The organism is Virgibacillus sp. JSM 102003, assembly GCF_041949995.1.
Classification (GTDB): domain Bacteria; phylum Bacillota; class Bacilli; order Bacillales; family Amphibacillaceae; genus Lentibacillus.
On sequence record NZ_JBHFQH010000010.1, the window covers coordinates 55,673 to 72,185 of the forward strand.

Sequence of the window (16,513 nt, forward strand, 5' to 3'; positions counted from 1 at the left end):
CGCCAAGTTTGGCGAAAGTCACGTTTTCCTTTTTCGTTGTACTACTTGGGAGTGCTACAAATCTCTCCTGCCTTCTAGTGCTTTTGATAAAGTTACCTCATCAGCATATTCTAAGTCTCCGCCGACAGGTAAGCCATGCGCTATTCGGCTTGTCTTGATTCCCGATGGTTTAACAAGCCTTGAAATATACATCGCTGTTGCTTCCCCTTCGATGTTCGGATTTGTTGCAAGAATTAATTCTTCCACTTCTTCATCCTTTAACCTATTAATCAAATCAGGTACATTTATATCTTCTGGTCCAATTCCATCCATTGGGGATATAGCACCATGCAGCACATGATATTTGCCATGAAATTCCTTCATTTTTTCCATTGCAATAACATCTTTTGGATCTTGAACAACACAAATAATAGTCTGGTCTCTTGAAGTATCCTGGCAAATCGAACATGGATCCTGATCCGTTATATGGCCACAAGTCGAACAATGTGTGAGTTCACGCTTTGCATTTACGAGTGACTTGGCGAAATCTAATACGTCATCATCTTTCATATTTAACACAAAAAACGCCAGACGAACAGCTGTTTTAGGTCCGATACCTGGCAATTTTGTAAAACTGTCAATCAGTTTAGAAATCGGTTCTGGATAATACATCAAAGCGCCCCCTAGAACATTCCAGGCATATTCATTCCTTTTGTGAATTCTCCCATAGTGTCATTTGTTTTGTCATCAATTTGTTTTATAACGTCATTTGTTGCTGTAAGAATTAAGTCCTGCAGCATTTCTACATCATCTGGGTCAACTACATCTTCCTTGATCTGAACATCCGTAATTTCTTTTTTGCCGTTTGCAACTACGGTAACCATACCGCCGCCTGCAGATGACTCAAAGCTCATTTCATGTAATTCTTCCTGTGCTGCCATCATTTTCTTTTGCATTTTTTGCATTTGCTTCATCATGTTACCCATATTTCCACCTTTCATGGAAATCGCCTCCTCAAAATTTATTATTCACATCGCTAATTAATCGTGAACTTCCAACAAGTCATCACCAACAAGTTTCCTTGCTTCTTCAACTAGCGGGTCCTCTTCTTGGTCATCCTCAGTAGTTGCTGCTTGTTCTTGCTTACTTATATATTCATTACGTAATTCCTGCCAATTATTCGCTGGAATAGGAATAATAGTTAATTTTTTACCCGTGGTACTGGTCAGCACCGATTCAATTGTTTCACGATTATCCATAAATAAAGAACAATGAATTTCGTATTTAAATTGAACCACAAGTGCCTGATCTGATGCCGCTGCAGGCTTGCTATCCTGAATAGTAGCATGTGCAGGAGCGCTAGTCGTCTTCAATTTATTTAAAAATGAAGCCCATTGTGACTGTACTTCTTTTAATGCTGGTTTTTGTGCTTCCTGCAGCACATGTCGGATTTTTTCATATGGAACCTTAAAGCTGTTCTTTGTTGTCCTTTGCTGTGACCGCCTTCGCTCATTGGACGGAGCTTGGCGACCTGGATTTGCAGGAGCTTCTTTTAATGTCGTCAGTTCTTTTTCTAAATGCTCCAGCCTGCTTACAAGTCTTGTAACCGCTTCGGAATCAGCAGCATTATTTGCTTCATTTTCTCTATTATCTTTATTCGTAATCGTAAGTAAAGCTATTTCGATAAATACTTTTGGGCTGTTTGTCCATTTTATTTCCTGCTGACAGTGATTAAGCTGCATAATGGCATCCTGAATCCAATCGATTGAAACATTATCGGCCAATTGTTTAAAACTATCATCGATAATCGCCCGCTCCAGAATACCTTCTAAAGATGGCGCACTTTTGTAAAGCAATAAATCGCGTGAAAAATATATAAGATCATATACAAATCGTGCCGAATCTTTCCCGTGTTGAATTAGTTCATCCAGCAATGATAGAGCATCCTGTACATCTTTTTCATGCATTGCTTTAACAATATCTGTGAGAATCTCTTGGGACACGCCACCAGTTACGGCAAGGACGTCTTCCAGTTCAACCCCTTCATCACTGTAAGAGATTGCTTGATCGAGAATGCTTAAAGCATCACGCATACCGCCCTCAGCTGCTAACGCAATCGTCTCCAAAGCTTCTGGCGATACTGTTATTCCTTCTGCTTCAATAATGGACTTCATTCGTTCGACAATCGACTGACTGGAGATTGGTTTAAAATCAAAGCGCTGGCACCTCGAAACAATCGTCAGTGGTATTTTATGTGGTTCGGTTGTCGCTAAAATAAACACAACATGCTTTGGGGGCTCCTCTAATGTCTTCAGCAATGCATTAAATGCATTCGTCGAGATCATATGAACCTCATCAATAATGTAAACCTTATAAGGCACAGAACTTGATGCATACTTAACTTTATCACGGATATCACGAATATCTTCAACACTTGTATGTGAAGCAGCATCCATCTCAATAATATCAGAAATGGAGCCATCCTGGATTCCAAGGCATGAAGCACACTCATTGCATGGTTCTTTCACAGGGGCATTTTCACAGTTTATCGTTTTCGCGAAAATCTTCGCAGCACTTGTCTTCCCCGTTCCACGTGGTCCGGAAAAAATGTACGCGTGTGAGAACTTCTCCTGTACTATAGCATTTTGCAAAGTTCTAGTAATATGTGATTGTCCCACAACATCCTGGAAGTTTCTCGGACGCCATACACGATATAAAGCCTGATAGCTCATAATGAATGTTCCCCTTTGTGAATTCTATCTAAATTATACTCGATTATGGGGGTGAATGTGAACCTTAACGAATAATTCATTTGATTTTGTATGAATCACGTGCTCGATCATCTGTTTTCATTAATAATATGTTATGAATAAAAAGGCTGTATCAAACATCACATTGGATATTGATACAGCCTTTAATTATGTAACCGTGCACCCATTTTCGATAAGGCGTCCCTAAGCGTTACTTAAGTTCATGGCTCGGCCTAGGCTTCCCCGCGGCACACAGAGATAACCACTTACTGCTGCTTCCTTCCGGACCTGACAGAATTCATGGGTCTCTATTGCGCAGGACCTCGGCGTCAACACCACTCCCTTAAGGCAGACCCTAAAGTCGTCTTACCTCGAATGGGAATTCAGCCTCGCTATAGCGGATTGCGAGTACAGGGCACCGCTACCTCCCCACTTAGCACGGCAATAACCATTATAACGACTTTGCAGTAATAATGCAATTAGAAATCAATGAGATTATTTGGAAGTTGCTGCTTTTTCTTTTTTCGCAGTTCCTTAAAAAAATCAGTCAATAAACTTCCGCATTCTTCCTCCAAAACGCCACTTGATAGTTCAACCTGATGATTGAAACGTTCGTCATCCAATAAATTCATCAGTGTTCCTGCACAGCCTGCTTTTTGATCAACCGCACCATATACGACACGCTTGATTCGTGATTGTACGATTGCACCGGCACACATAGGACATGGCTCAAGCGTTACATATAACGTACAATCCTCAAGCCTCCAGCTGCCTATACTCTCATTTGCTCTTCTTATAGCGATTAGCTCAGCATGGGATAAAGTTTCCTGTGATGTTTCACGTACATTGTATCCAGCCGCAATAATTTCACCTTTAAAAACGATTACAGCTCCTATTGGAACTTCACCAATTTCTTTTGCTTTCATCGCTTGTTTGATTGCATCACGCATATATATTACATCATCCAAATCCATACACCTCGCAAAGTTTGAATTCATTCAGTTAGGTAATAATGAAAAATAGAAAGGAGCTTGATATGAACGCTCATCTTGATAGTAGTGCGGTTATATTTATAGATATTATTAACGATTTTAATTTCGATGGTAGTGAAAAACTTCTTAAGAATACGGATGAAATTTTACCACATTTGAAAAACTTGAGGGATTTTGCAAAAAAAAGAAAGATACCAATTATCTATGTAAATGATCATTATGGCTTGTGGCAGGCAGACTTTCGTAAAATTATTAAGCATTGTGAAAATAAATTCAGCCAACATATTATTCACAATCTAAAGCCAGATGATGATGACTATTTTCTAATTAAACCACAACATTCAGCTTTTTTCCAAACTCCACTTCATGCTTTACTAACTGATCTTGGCAAAACCAATTTAATTATGGCAGGGATTGCTGGGGACATCTGTATTTTGTTTACCGCTAAAGACGCCTATATGTACCAATACACGATGCATATCCCTGAAAATTGTATGGCATCTGAAGAAAAAGAGGGAAATGATTATGCGCTATATTTAATGCAATCCGTTATGAAAGCAAACACTAAACCAATCTGAAGGTATATCTGTCCCCTCCTCCTCATAAAGTGTAAGTAGGATGAAATCGGAGGAGGGATTTTTTTTGCAAATTTATGTTGTTCAACAAGGGGATACACTAAATGCAATTGCGAATACATATGGAGCTAATCCTAGTGACATCATCGATGCTAATGAACTGGACACACCAAATAACCTTGTTGTAGGTCAAGCGCTGGTAATTCCTATTGTTGGTGAGTTTTATGTTGTTCAACCTGGTGATAGTTTGTATTCCATTGCTCAAAAATTTAATATGTCCTATCAGCAATTAGCTCAAATAAACAACATACAGGTTGGAAGCATTTTATCAGTTGGCCAACGCCTGTATATACCCGCCAGACCACAGCGTGAAATCACTGTGAATGCTTATATTGAGCCAACTGGTGATGAAGTCTCAGAAACGTTAGTTAATTCTGCACAAAAAACAGCACCATATCTTACGTATCTTGCCCCTTTTAGCTATCAGGTGAGTCGTGATGGAACCCTAACAGCACCACCACTTGATAACTTTAAGCAAATTGCAGATGCTGAGAATGTCTCACTAATGCTCGTAGTAACTACCTTAGAGGAAGGATCTTTCAGCAAAGATCTAGGTCACATTATCGTAACCGTTCAGGCCGTACAAAATACGCTACTGGACAACATCGTCAATGTAGCAAATGAGGTTGGATTTAGTGATGTTCACTTCGACTTTGAATTCTTGCCGCCAGATGATAGGGAAGCGTATAATAATTTTTTACGTAAAGCAAAGCAGCGGCTTTCAGAAGCCGGTTTATTAATGTCGACTGCACTAGCACCTAAAACCAGTGCAGAACAAGAGGGCGCATGGTATGAAGCACACGACTATGCGGTACATGGTGAATTAGCGGATTTTGTAGTGTTAATGACTTATGAATGGGGATATAGCGGTGGTCCACCAAGGGCTGTATCACCAATAAATGAAGTCCGTAAAGTCGTTGACTATGCCTTAAGTGTAATGCCTGCGAATAAAATTTTATTAGGGCAAAATCTATATGGCTATGACTGGACACTACCTTATGAAGAAGGTGGCGAACCTGCTGAAGCACTCAGCCCACAACAAGCAATTGCCAGAGCCCGCGAGCAGAATGTAGCTATTGAGTACGATACAGAAGCACAGGCTCCATTTTATACGTATACAGATGACCAGGGGAATCAGCATGAGGTATGGTTTGAGGATGCTAGGTCTATTCAGGCGAAATTTGATTTGATAAAACAATTAGGCTTACGTGGAATAAGCTATTGGAAACTCGGGCTGGCGTTTCCACAAAACTGGCTCCTGCTAGAGGATAACTTTACAATTGAGAAGTTGGAATGAAGATATAAAGAAAAATAAATCCGAACTAATTCGAATTCTATTTCAAGAATTCGAAACACAGTTCGGATTTCACTTTGACTAAAACTCTTTTGGCCTAGCCCTCTTGTTCGTTTTATTACTTATCCAAAAGCTTTAATGACTCCCGATTAAATGCAGGAATGTCATCTGGCTGCCTGCTTGTAACCAGTTGGTTGTCACAAACCACAACTTCTTCATCTTTTACATTTGCACCGGCATAATCCATATCCACTTGAATAGATTTAAAACCTGTAGCTTTACGTCCTTCTAATGTTTTAGCTGTAATTAATAGCTGAGGACCGTGGCAAATTGCTAATACCGGTTTTTTTACATCCATAAAATGCTTGGCGAAGGTCACGAACCGTTCATCCGCACGTAATTGATCAGGTGAAAATCCACCCGGTATAAATAATGCATCAAATTCTTCAGGTTTCACATCATCAATCGATTCATCAATGATGACGGTTGCCTCGTTATTTTTACCGGTTACTTGTTTTCCTTTTTCCTTCTCTATAGTTACCACTTCATGTCCAGCATCCTTAAATTCTTTTGCTGGACTTGTATATTCTACATCCTCAAACATATTTGTTAATACTGCTGCTATTTTTTTACCCATTTGTGATCCGCTCCTTTTAAGAAGATGATTCATAAATGAGTATTCCCATTTTATCCAAATTAAAACAACCCCGACTCATACTAATGTGGTTCACTTTTGTGGTGCAACATCACAAGTGGAATCTCACCTATAATCACAGAATTGGATAATTTTTTCTAACATCTCTTAGCAAGTGAGTTAAAGTCTATTTATTCACTAAACAGGCTGGCCACCACTGATTTGGCGGATCCTCATTCCTCTATTTCCTTAAAAACGCCTATTTTGACCGTGTTATGAATCCTCATTCCGCTATTTGCCATTTTCAGTCACATTTTTCATTGTTATTAGCTAAATAACGGAACCAGGAACCGTTTCAACCTTCTAGGACGGCTTTTTTACCCATTTAGCGGAACCACGATTCATTTCATTGGTTTGTGGTTTCACATTCCACTGAATTCACACCATAAATTATGGTGCAACCTCTAAAAGTGAACCCGTTTACCTCATACCCATCAGTTCACGTAGCCGTTTATCATTGACTATCATGTCCTTTAAAGTATATTGATCAAGTACTTGAAAAAAGGCATTTAGTGCTTCACTGAAAACATGTTTTAAATTACAGGCTGGTGAGATAACACATTGATTAGTTCCTTTATCAAAGCACTCGACGACCACTGCATCATTTTCCAGATTTCGAACCGTATGACCAATATTGATTTCCTCTGGAGGCACTGCCAATTGGATTCCTCCATTTCGTCCTCGTACAGTATCGACAAGGCCAAGTTTACTTAACTCATAAACAATTTTGCCCAGATGATGCTTTGAGATTGTAAAAGTTTCCGAGATTTCTTTGATACTCGCCAACTCATTATTCGGTTTCATCCCTGTATATATTAATACACGAATTCCATAATCGGTATATTTTTTGAGATTCATTTTTAGTCTCCTTATCACTAACTTCACAAATTTGTCATCTAATGAAGGACTTTTCCCCTATTGAGACAGTGTAAACAGTATCTTACAATTAAAGATGTATTTTAAATACATCTTTAATTCAATAAAGGGAGTGCTTTGTGTTGGTAACAAGTATAGCAACAGGGTTAGATAGACAAACCAAGGATATTGTAAAATCTACTGTACCACTTTTGCAAGAGAGAGGGGAAGACATTACTAAACGTTTCTATCAGCTATTATTTAAAAATAACCCCGAGCTGAAAAACATCTTCAATCAGACCAATCAGCGAAAAGGTAACCAGTCAAAAGCACTGGCAAATGCTGTGTATTCTGCAGCATTCTATATTGATGAACTTGAAAGAATAATGCCGCAAGTGAAACAGATTGCGCACAAACATAAAAGTCTAAATATCCAGCCTGAACATTATCCGATAGTTGGTGAAAATCTATTGGCAGCTATTCAGGAGGTTTTGGGCGATTCAGCTGATGAAGAAGTTCTTGTTGCTTGGGAAAAAGCTTACTCGGTAATTGCTGACGTATTTATCTCTACTGAAAAAGAGATGTATCAGAAAGCAGAGAAAACTATAGGTGGTTGGTCCGGTTTCCGTAACTTCATTGTTGTGGACAAGGTGGTGGAGAGTGATGTAATTACCTCACTTTATCTTGAGGCTGCAGATGGAGAACCGTTTGCTATCCATCAACCGGGACAATATATCACTGTTAAAGCGGAAATTGAAGGAGCACCATATAACTATTTACGACAGTATAGCCTATCTTGCGCACCTGGTGGTGGAGCTTACCGCATTAGTGTTAAACGGGAAGATGGTCTTAATGGGAATCCGCCAGGCATCGTTTCTAACTATTTGCATTCAGATATCAATAAAGGGAGTATCTTACCAATCACAGCCCCATCAGGGGATTTTACGCTTGATTCCCAAGATACAAGGCCTTTAATGCTAATAAGTGGAGGGGTTGGATTAACACCACTCTTAAGCATGCTGGAAAGTACGATTAAAAATCAGCCAGAACGTGAAATCCATTATATCCATGCAACGCAGAATGGCAAAGTACACGCAATGAGAGAAGCTATACAAAATATAGATAAAAAGCATGATCAGGTGCATACATACACCGTTTATAACAACCCGACCGATAATGACAGTGATTTTTATGATAAAGTGGGTTATATTGATTATAGCTATTTATCCACCATACTGCCCACCAATAACGCTGCATTCTACTTTTGTGGTCCAAAGGGATTTATGCAATCAATCTATAAATGTTTAGCTCAATTCGGGGTAGAAGACAAAGATATTAACTATGAATTCTTTGGCCCTTCGGAAGAAATAAAAGATTAAGTAGAAAATGCCTTATGGATTGTGAAAAAATAAATAATTTCCCACATGCTAAAAAAGGGCGCCAAATAGTAACGGGTTCCGTTTCCTATCACAAACATTAAAAATGTAATGTAAAATGACTATCTAATTGTATGCTAAATTTGATGGTCATTTTTTGTTGGTTTAATAGCATTTTCGGCTTAATACCTATTAAAATTGCAGTGTAATTTGTACCCCAATTTGTTAGGTAACAATAGCTAGTGTAAGTCCACATTTTAACCTACAAATTCGTATGCAAATTGACATACATAAAATTACCAATAAATTGGAAGCTATTTTATTTTCGCTTGATTTTACAAGGTATTCAGAATATTTATGTTAAAATAAATGTAGACTTTGTGAAGAAATGTACTTAAACTAACGCAGCAGAATAGTTTAATAAAAATATAAATTGATCAGTCTTATTTGAAAAAAAAGAGCCGCTAAATCTTCATAATTATGAAGATTTAGCGGCTCTTAAATTAGAAAGTTATTTCTTCACTGCATGAATAAAATGAATTGTCTCGAATGCAGACAAATAATCTGTTCTATCTCTAAAGAAAAACTCATTTATCGTTGTTGGTGATAAATGTTCATAAATTAATAAACCTGATTTTTGTAACATGCTCTCTATTTCATTATAAGTGAAACTTGATTTCATTGGTTCTCCACTTGCCGAAGCCATTTTCACCATATTTTCCACTCTATTAGATATTCCTTTTTCTACGAATAGTTTTTCGTCTGCATAATCAAAAACAAAAGAACTACCTGATGGGGTATTTGTAAATAAATGATAAATCAAATTCGCATTTTCCTCTTTAGTTAAATAATACGAAACACCCAAAAGGCTAAATAAAGTTTTTTTGTTATTAAATCCTTTATCTATTAAATCTTGCATAGAAAACTTATTAGTAAAGTCCATAGAAACAAAATGAAGATTATTCGGGATATTAAGTTGAGCATCTGCTAACTTTTTCTTTTTAAACTCTTGTGTAACTGGATGATCAATTTCAAATATCTTTAGGCTGTTGTTTAACTCTGGGTATCGGTAACCGAAAGTATCTAAACCTGCTCCAAGTATGACATACTGTTCTACTCCTAACTTAACTTCATTAAGTAATACTTTTTCACAATAGGCAGAACGTGCTAAAGATATTGGAGAAAGTTGAACTTGTGTAATCCATTTTAAAGTTTCTTCTGGACTATCTTTGTACCTCAAAGCAATATCTTTGTTAAAAAACTGTATTCCATCAATCATATTCCTGCTGATAGCTGAAAACTCTTCTTCGGAAATTAAATCTTTTGCAATAAAGTCATCAAATATTTTTGGTGTGTCATATTTACTGTGAAATGCTCGACTAAAAGCTGATACTAAGGAAGTTAAACTGGACTCATTTTGTTTCATACCATGTTCCTCCCATATAAAAGAATAAGATTCCCCTGGCCAGGAGAATCTTATTATACATCATAAAAATTTAATTGTAAATTATAGCATAAATAAATTATTTTGTCAACATATACACTAAAAATATAAAGAAATGTTTTTAAAAGAATTTAATTCAACTAACGGGAGCTTTAGTTGAATAAGCAATTGAAAATAAATATAAGAAAAATCTCAGTTTATTTGAACTGAGATTTTTTATTTTTAATTACAAACATCACTACAAATAGGATGCAAATAGTTATACAAATTTAGCTACATTTTAAAGTGTGATTCTAACTTTTGTGATAGGAAACGGAACCCGTTAGCCAAATAGGCACCCTTTTTCTATTCTTCCAACGTCGATGTATCTCCTGTCGGCAATCCCAACTCCCATGATTTCAGAAGACGGCGCATGATTTTACCACTGCGCGTTTTTGGAATGGTATCCTTCACTTCTAGCTCACGGGGTGCAGCATGTGCACTTAAGCCAGTTTTAATAAATTGACGTATTTCTTCCAGTAATTCTGGTGAATCTTTATAGCCATCATTTAAAGTAATGAATGCTTTAATGATTTCTCCGCGTTCAGGATCAGGCTTGCCAATCACACCAGCCTCAGCTACAGCAGGGTGCTCTATCAGTTTACTTTCAACTTCAAATGGCCCAACACGCTCACCAGATGTATTAATAACATCATCCAAGCGGCCCTGGAACCAGAAATAGCCATCTTCATCTTTATAAGCACTATCTCCAGATACATACCATCCATTTACAAAGTAACTCTCAAATTTTTCCGGCCGTTTCCAAATTTTACGCATCATAGCTGGCCACCCTTCTTTAATAGCAAGGTTACCCATTTGGTTTGGTGGCAGCTCATTTCCTTCGTTATCAACGATCGATGCTTCAACACCTGGTATTGGTTTACCCATTGATCCAGGACGAACTTCCTCTGTTGGAATATTAACAATAAGCTGAGCGCCTGTTTCTGTCATCCACCATGTATCATGAATTCGTAAATTAAATGCTTTCATTCCCCAGGTTATAACTTCTGGATTTAATGGTTCACCAACACTCATAATATGACGCAATGATGATAAGTCGTGTTTTTTCACAGCATCTTCCCCTGAACTGACAAGCTTGCGCAATGCTGTCGGAGCTGTATACCAAACAGTTACGTTAAATTTATCCAAGGTTCCGTACCAATTTTCTGGTGAAAAACGCCCACCACGAATAACATTTGTAACACCTTTTAGCCATGGAGCAAAAATCCCATAACTTGTACCTGTAACCCAACCCGGATCAGCTGTACACCAATACACATCATCTTCCTTTAAATCAAGAACCCACTCAGCAGTTGCAAAGTGCTGTATCATTGCATTGTGTACATGATAAACACCTTTAGGCTTACCTGTAGATCCAGACGTATAATGAATCAACATACCGTCCTCTAAACTGACCCATTCAATATCAAACTCAGTCGATGCATCTTTCATTTCCTTTTGATAATCAACATATTTATCAGATGACTCATTATGGTCACCAACCAATACAATTTTCTCAAGATCAGGTAAATCCTCTTGCGGAACGCGCCCTAGTAAATCTGGTGTCGTGATCAGCATTTTTGCTTCACTATCCTGCAAACGATCGCGTACAGCTTGCTCCATAAACGCTTCAAATAACGGACCAGCAATTGCACCCGTTTTTAATATCCCAAAAAACGCTGCGTAAAATTCAGGACTTCTTGGAAGGAATAAAAACACACGATCTCCTTTTTCAATTTCATGTTTTTTTAATACATTTGCAAACTGGTTACTTCTCTTACTCAGTTCATCAAATGTCAGCTCCTCTTCACGATCTGGTGAAGAGTACAGCAAGGCAACCTTATCTTTTTTGGCAGGATCTTCTGCATGGCGATCGATAGCCTCATACGCCATATTCACTTTACCAGTATCATTCCAGCTAAAGTTCTTATTTACATCTTCCCATGAAAACGTTTCGCGCGTTTTTGCATAATCCTGTAGATTGTAATCCCCGTCTTGTGCAGGTATACGCTGCATGTCCATATAATCACCTCATCATAAAATTTTGGAATCGTTTTCAAACCCTCTTACTAAAGGAATACGATTAAATTGCATCAAATATGCAATTCTGTAAATAGTTTAAACATTTTGGTAACTTAATTCTATTTTAGAACATTCTGTGACAATTTAAAAGTGATTTACCTGAAATAATATTAAACGCAATTATAGGAAAGAGAAAATTTTTTTTATGTTATTATTTTAACTGTCACAATTTCGTCACAAAAGTCACTGGAAAAATATTGATACATTAATGTGTAAAATGTAATAATTAAAAACTGTAACAACCATACCTCAACTTAAGTTGTTGTTACTCTTAAACAATTAAGCCATAGTTTTATACTATGGCTTTTCTTATGACCTTAACTTTTGATAAAATTTTTTTATCCAATATAATCCAACAAGGAAGGGTGATTAATAATATGAAAAACATATTAGAAGTGGCCCAGGAAAATAATCTTAACCTAATCGAAGTCAGCATCCTGGTTGAACTTGATAAAAATTATCCCCAAACAACAAAAATTGAAGAAGTGACTAATGATGGACTAGTTAGAGAAAATATAAATAATTTAATACAAATAGGGTTTGTCGAGGAAAGATTTCAAAAATATAGGATTAAGAAGTGAATACAATACAAACAAAAAAAATGCAGGAAAGCTGTTGCTGAATCATTAGCATTACAAAAAGAAAGAATATAAACGTTCATTCGATTTAGATTAATCCTCAAAAGTAGTGCCCCCGGCAGGATTCGAACCTGCGACACATGGTTTAGGAAACCAATGCTCTATCCCCTGAGCTACGGGGGCAAATAATAATTAAAAGCTGCTCTCCAAAAGTTTGCTGTTTCTGACAATTCCGAGGAAGCTGGAGCATTGCCATAGCACTAAACGTAATTTCCACATAATTTATATCTGCTCGATGGCTACAAAATTTGCTGAAAGAGCCTAATTAAAAACCAACAATAACTATAATACAATACAGATAACATATTGAAAAGCATGAATACTTTTCACACATGGAACTGATCTTTTTATTATGCTAAAATGAGAAATATATGTCGAATATTGTTATGTAGATTGGAGGGAAAGTTATGGCAGAGGTTCCGTTCATTGCAATAGAGGGACCAATTGGAATTGGAAAGACATCACTTGCAAAAAAGCTTTCTGTCCATTTTGATTTTCATTTATTAAAGGAAATTGTTGAAGAGAATCCGTTTCTAGGTAAATTTTATGATGATATTGATGAGTGGAGCTTTCAGACAGAAATGTTTTTTCTATGCAATCGTTTCAAGCAATTGGAAGATATCGAAAAAAAATACTTAAACCAAAATAAGGCAGTTATTGCCGATTATCATATATCCAAAAACATGATTTTTGCCAAAAGAACGTTGCAACAAGATAAATTTGAAAAATATGAACAGATTTATCACATTCTAACAAAGGATATGCCTGTTCCAAATATGATGATTTATTTACATGCAAGTCTTGACACGATTTTAAAACGTATTCGCCTGCGTGGGAGGGATATTGAACAGAATATTAAACCTTCATACCTTGCGCAGCTAGCACAGGACTACGAGGACTATATGAACGAATTCGAAGTGCTTCATCCGGAAATTCCCGTCATTCGGATAAATGGTGATGAGATTGATTTTGTTAAGCAGCAGGATGATTTAAATATGATTATCAGACAAGTGGAAAACCAGCTTGATAACCATAAAGTTACTTCCAAACGATAAAGGGGATCAAAGAAATGAATTTACGAGATAAATACCAGATACCGCATGATAGCATCATTACAATTGCCGGTACAGTCGGAGTGGGAAAATCAACAATGACTAAGGCGTTAGCGAATGCCTTAAAATTTAAAACCTCCCTTGAAAAAGTTGAAACGAACCCATACTTAGGAAAGTTTTATGATGATTTTGAACGCTGGAGCTTCCACCTGCAAATATACTTTTTAGCTGAGCGTTTTAAGGAGCAAAAGAAAATATTTGAATATGGCGGTGGCTTTATCCAAGATCGTTCCATTTATGAAGATACTGGTATTTTTGCGAAAATGCATTACGATAATGGAACAATGTCAAAGACTGATTATGAAACATATACAAATCTTTTTGAAGCAATGGTCATGACACCGTATTTCCCGCATCCTGATCTATTGATTTATTTGGAAGGAACTTTTGACGAGGTATTGGAACGAATTCAATCGCGCGGACGAGAAATGGAAAAGAATACACCAATTTCCTATTGGGAAGAAATGTATAATCGCTATGAAAACTGGATAAACAATTTTAACTCATGTCCAATTCTGCGGATAAACATTTCAGACTATGACTTAATCGAACAAGAAGAATCGATTGAACCGATTTTGGAAAAGATTGGCCACTTTATTCAACAATCACGAAAATGGAAAACAAGAGAACTTATAAAATAATAAATTTAATTTAGGTGTTCCAGAATGGGGCGCCTTTTTCTTTGGTTTAGTATTTTTTTGGTAAACAGTGATATGAATCACCGATTTTGTAAGGTAATTTATATATAGTAGAAGATGGGAGAGAACTAAATAGAAGGGATGAGTAAAATGGCTAACATCCGTATGGAAAATGAAAAAGACCTGGTTGTTGAAGCAGATTTATCCGATTTGCAAACGTTTGTCGATGAAGCTGTAAACAACTTCGACGTCTACAGGGACGAGATTGCGGTTATTTATGAAAAGATGCCCAGATTTGATTATAAATACTTCTGCTTTTATGCCTATTCAACATATCGTTTGCTAGAGGCGGCAATGGAGTTTGATACACGTGAAGTTGGACATATAAGGGTAGTTGCACCTGATGAATTCTTCTATGCATTTTATGGAATGATTGCAACACTGCATACACAAGGATTAACAGAAGCAAGAAAGGAACTTGGCGCATAAGCCAAGTTCCTTTCAATCATATCTTATCCCCTAATTCAATTGAGCGTTTACGTGCACTTTTTACACATTCTATAACAGCCTCCTGAAAGTCATTAAATGCTAATGCTTCAAGACCTGATTGAGTTGTTCCCCCTGGGCTTGTTATATTTTCCCTTAATTCTCCAGCTGTCTGTCCAGAATGTTTCAGCATTTCACCAGCACCAACAACTGTTTGCGTTATTAAGTCCTTAGCAACTTCTTTATCCAACCCAGCATCGACTGCAGCCTTTTCCATTGCTTCTACAAAATAATAGATATATGCTGGGCCGCTTCCGGAAATACCTGTTACTGTATGCATATCCGCTTCGTTTACAACCGTAACTGTACCAATCGTATTGAATAGTTCAATAACTGCATTGATATGTTCTTCTGTTGCGTGCTTCCCTTTCGAAACTGCAGTTGCTGATGCCCCAATCGCAACCGATGTATTTGGCATAGCCCGAATAACAGGTACTTCTTTACCGAATAAATCAGATATATCATCCGACGATACACCAGCAACAACAGATACAATTAATTGATTGGGCTGAATATGTTGTTTTATTGACTCAATAGCTGCTTCCATATCATGAGGCTTCATTGACAGCATAACGATATCCGCGTCAGTAATTACCTCTTGTTTATCCTTTATTACCTGTATATGATAGCTTTGCTGGAGATTATCCAAACGTTCCTGATTATTTCTATTCGTTACAAAAATTTGTTCCTTCGTTAAAAAGTCTTTATTTAGAATGCCAGCAATAATTGATTCAGCCATCGATCCTGCACCCATAAAAGAAATCTTCTTTATCATTTCTTTACCTCCTATTAAGTTAAAACAACTATTCATGGTATAAGGACAAACACACATTTTTTCACGGTTTCATTATTAAGAATTTCTATATTCAATAATATGTACTATAATTCAAACTTTACCACATAAATAAAACCGCTACACTAGTAACGGCTTCATGTTATTATCTTTAGTTAATTAGCTTTTATTAAAATGGAGGAGGTAGAGGGATTCGAACCCCCGCGCGGTTTGACCCGCCTGTTGGTTTTCAAGACCAATCCCTTCAGCCAGACTTGGGTATACCTCCATGCGACAAAATATAATATATCATGCATGAAATAGGTTGTCAAACCGAAAATAAAATTTTTTTCTGTTACAAGTAAACTTGGCATTCAACGTGCCTTTTGGCGAATTGCCTTAAGTGCACTTTGCAGAAAGAACGAATCCTTACTTTCTTATCTGTCTAACAAGATAACTCCAAGACGAACGATAACCTTCACCCGCCAATCACGACGTTCTTACTATGAACAAATTTCTGCATCACCCAATGGTCGGGGGCTGCTCTCTCCCGATTGGGGGCTGCTCTCTCCCGATTGGGTGCTGCTCTCTCCCGATTGGGGGCTGCTCTCTCCCGGTTAGGGCCTGCTCTCTCCCGGTTAGGGCCTGCTCTCTCCCGGTTAGGGCC

The 16,513-nt window shown here is 37.3% G+C and carries 16 protein-coding genes, 2 tRNA genes and 1 other RNA gene; 7 read left to right on the top strand and 12 right to left on the bottom strand.

Annotated elements, in window-relative coordinates; all coding sequences use genetic code 11:
* Nucleotides 1-54 precede the first annotated feature (54 nt).
* The 5 genes from recR to tadA form a co-directional block, all read right to left on the bottom strand.
* Nucleotides 55-651 (bottom strand): recombination mediator RecR, encoded by a 597-nt coding sequence (recR, locus tag ACE1TG_RS12220; RefSeq protein ID WP_375052668.1) that lies wholly within the window; start codon nt 649-651, stop codon nt 55-57.
* Between the two features lie 11 nt (nt 652-662).
* Nucleotides 663-980 (bottom strand): YbaB/EbfC family nucleoid-associated protein, encoded by a 318-nt coding sequence (locus ACE1TG_RS12225; protein ID WP_375052669.1) that lies wholly within the window; start codon nt 978-980, stop codon nt 663-665.
* A 39-nt stretch (nt 981-1,019) separates the two neighbouring features.
* Entirely contained in the window at nt 1,020-2,711 is a 1,692-nt protein-coding gene (dnaX, locus tag ACE1TG_RS12230; protein WP_375052670.1) for a DNA polymerase III subunit gamma/tau, read from the bottom strand.
* 194 nt (nt 2,712-2,905) lie between these two features.
* An RNA gene (gene ffs / locus ACE1TG_RS12235) (signal recognition particle sRNA large type) lies at nt 2,906-3,171 on the bottom strand.
* A 37-nt stretch (nt 3,172-3,208) separates the two neighbouring features.
* Nucleotides 3,209-3,703: a tRNA adenosine(34) deaminase TadA gene (tadA, locus tag ACE1TG_RS12240; RefSeq protein ID WP_375052671.1), complete on the bottom strand. Its 495-nt coding sequence runs from the start codon at nt 3,701-3,703 to the stop codon at nt 3,209-3,211.
* A gap of 38 nt (nt 3,704-3,741) precedes the next feature.
* Between tadA and ACE1TG_RS12245 the strand changes: the two genes are divergently transcribed.
* Nucleotides 3,742-4,299 (top strand): cysteine hydrolase family protein, encoded by a 558-nt coding sequence (locus ACE1TG_RS12245; RefSeq protein ID WP_375052672.1) that lies wholly within the window; start codon nt 3,742-3,744, stop codon nt 4,297-4,299.
* A gap of 64 nt (nt 4,300-4,363) precedes the next feature.
* Nucleotides 4,364-5,653, top strand: coding sequence for a glycoside hydrolase family 18 protein (locus tag ACE1TG_RS12250; protein WP_375052673.1), 1,290 nt, complete (start codon nt 4,364-4,366; stop codon nt 5,651-5,653).
* Between the two features lie 115 nt (nt 5,654-5,768).
* Here ACE1TG_RS12250 and ACE1TG_RS12255 read toward each other — a convergent pair whose 3' ends face one another.
* Both ACE1TG_RS12255 and ACE1TG_RS12260 read right to left on the bottom strand, forming a co-directional pair.
* Nucleotides 5,769-6,287 (bottom strand): type 1 glutamine amidotransferase domain-containing protein, encoded by a 519-nt coding sequence (locus ACE1TG_RS12255; protein ID WP_375052674.1) that lies wholly within the window; start codon nt 6,285-6,287, stop codon nt 5,769-5,771.
* A 477-nt stretch (nt 6,288-6,764) separates the two neighbouring features.
* On the bottom strand, nt 6,765-7,202 hold the full coding sequence (locus ACE1TG_RS12260) for an RrF2 family transcriptional regulator (RefSeq protein ID WP_375052675.1): 438 nt from the start codon (nt 7,200-7,202) through the stop codon (nt 6,765-6,767).
* 140 nt (nt 7,203-7,342) lie between these two features.
* Between ACE1TG_RS12260 and hmpA the strand changes: the two genes are divergently transcribed.
* Nucleotides 7,343-8,578, top strand: a complete 1,236-nt coding sequence (gene hmpA / locus ACE1TG_RS12265; protein ID WP_375052676.1) for an NO-inducible flavohemoprotein — start codon at nt 7,343-7,345, stop codon at nt 8,576-8,578.
* Between the two features lie 508 nt (nt 8,579-9,086).
* On the opposite strand, the gene ACE1TG_RS12270 is transcribed toward hmpA, so the two are convergent.
* Together ACE1TG_RS12270 and acsA are read right to left on the bottom strand one after the other, a co-directional pair.
* Nucleotides 9,087-10,001, bottom strand: coding sequence for a class I SAM-dependent methyltransferase (locus ACE1TG_RS12270; protein ID WP_375052677.1), 915 nt, complete (start codon nt 9,999-10,001; stop codon nt 9,087-9,089).
* 363 nt (nt 10,002-10,364) lie between these two features.
* Nucleotides 10,365-12,080 carry an acetate--CoA ligase gene (acsA, locus tag ACE1TG_RS12275; protein WP_375052678.1) on the bottom strand — a complete coding sequence of 572 codons (1,716 nt, stop codon included), beginning with the start codon at nt 12,078-12,080 and terminating at the stop codon, nt 10,365-10,367.
* Between the two features lie 437 nt (nt 12,081-12,517).
* On the opposite strand from acsA, the gene ACE1TG_RS12280 reads away from it, so the two are divergent.
* Nucleotides 12,518-12,721 (top strand): hypothetical protein, encoded by a 204-nt coding sequence (locus ACE1TG_RS12280; RefSeq protein ID WP_375052679.1) that lies wholly within the window; start codon nt 12,518-12,520, stop codon nt 12,719-12,721.
* Between the two features lie 107 nt (nt 12,722-12,828).
* Here the strand turns inward: ACE1TG_RS12280 and ACE1TG_RS12285 are convergent.
* Nucleotides 12,829-12,901, bottom strand: a tRNA-Arg gene (locus ACE1TG_RS12285).
* Between the two features lie 284 nt (nt 12,902-13,185).
* On the opposite strand from ACE1TG_RS12285, the gene ACE1TG_RS12290 reads away from it, so the two are divergent.
* The 3 genes from ACE1TG_RS12290 (at nt 13,186) to ACE1TG_RS12300 (ending at nt 15,017) form a co-directional block, all read left to right on the top strand.
* Nucleotides 13,186-13,833, top strand: coding sequence for a deoxynucleoside kinase (locus ACE1TG_RS12290; RefSeq protein WP_375052680.1), 648 nt, complete (start codon nt 13,186-13,188; stop codon nt 13,831-13,833).
* A 14-nt stretch (nt 13,834-13,847) separates the two neighbouring features.
* Complete coding sequence (locus ACE1TG_RS12295; RefSeq protein WP_375052681.1) at nt 13,848-14,531, top strand: deoxynucleoside kinase; 684 nt, start codon at nt 13,848-13,850, stop codon at nt 14,529-14,531.
* A gap of 147 nt (nt 14,532-14,678) precedes the next feature.
* Complete coding sequence (locus ACE1TG_RS12300) at nt 14,679-15,017, top strand: hypothetical protein (RefSeq protein ID WP_375052682.1); 339 nt, start codon at nt 14,679-14,681, stop codon at nt 15,015-15,017.
* A 16-nt stretch (nt 15,018-15,033) separates the two neighbouring features.
* Here ACE1TG_RS12300 and proC read toward each other — a convergent pair whose 3' ends face one another.
* Both proC and ACE1TG_RS12310 read right to left on the bottom strand, forming a co-directional pair.
* On the bottom strand, nt 15,034-15,849 hold the full coding sequence (gene proC, locus ACE1TG_RS12305) for a pyrroline-5-carboxylate reductase (RefSeq protein ID WP_375052683.1): 816 nt from the start codon (nt 15,847-15,849) through the stop codon (nt 15,034-15,036).
* A gap of 193 nt (nt 15,850-16,042) precedes the next feature.
* A tRNA-Ser gene (locus ACE1TG_RS12310) sits at nt 16,043-16,135 on the bottom strand.
* Nucleotides 16,136-16,513 lie beyond the last annotated feature (378 nt).

Excerpts from the sequence above, each read along its gene's own strand:
- ACE1TG_RS12245 (WP_375052672.1), top strand. The coding sequence starts at position 3,742 with ATGAAAAATAGAAAGGAGCTTGATATGAACGCTCATCTTGATAGTAGT.
- tadA (WP_375052671.1), bottom strand. The coding sequence starts at position 3,703 with ATGGATTTGGATGATGTAATATATATGCGTGATGCAATCAAACAAGCG.
- ACE1TG_RS12270 (WP_375052677.1), bottom strand. The coding sequence starts at position 10,001 with ATGAAACAAAATGAGTCCAGTTTAACTTCCTTAGTATCAGCTTTTAGT.
- ACE1TG_RS12260 (WP_375052675.1), bottom strand. The coding sequence starts at position 7,202 with ATGAATCTCAAAAAATATACCGATTATGGAATTCGTGTATTAATATAT.
- acsA (WP_375052678.1), bottom strand. The coding sequence starts at position 12,080 with ATGGACATGCAGCGTATACCTGCACAAGACGGGGATTACAATCTACAG.
- ACE1TG_RS12295 (WP_375052681.1), top strand. The coding sequence starts at position 13,848 with ATGAATTTACGAGATAAATACCAGATACCGCATGATAGCATCATTACA.
- ACE1TG_RS12290 (WP_375052680.1), top strand. The coding sequence starts at position 13,186 with ATGGCAGAGGTTCCGTTCATTGCAATAGAGGGACCAATTGGAATTGGA.
- ACE1TG_RS12280 (WP_375052679.1), top strand. The coding sequence starts at position 12,518 with ATGAAAAACATATTAGAAGTGGCCCAGGAAAATAATCTTAACCTAATC.
- ACE1TG_RS12225 (WP_375052669.1), bottom strand. The coding sequence starts at position 980 with ATGAAAGGTGGAAATATGGGTAACATGATGAAGCAAATGCAAAAAATG.
- proC (WP_375052683.1), bottom strand. The coding sequence starts at position 15,849 with ATGATAAAGAAGATTTCTTTTATGGGTGCAGGATCGATGGCTGAATCA.
- recR (WP_375052668.1), bottom strand. The coding sequence starts at position 651 with ATGTATTATCCAGAACCGATTTCTAAACTGATTGACAGTTTTACAAAA.
- ACE1TG_RS12255 (WP_375052674.1), bottom strand. The coding sequence starts at position 6,287 with ATGGGTAAAAAAATAGCAGCAGTATTAACAAATATGTTTGAGGATGTA.
- dnaX (WP_375052670.1), bottom strand. The coding sequence starts at position 2,711 with ATGAGCTATCAGGCTTTATATCGTGTATGGCGTCCGAGAAACTTCCAG.
- ACE1TG_RS12300 (WP_375052682.1), top strand. The coding sequence starts at position 14,679 with ATGGCTAACATCCGTATGGAAAATGAAAAAGACCTGGTTGTTGAAGCA.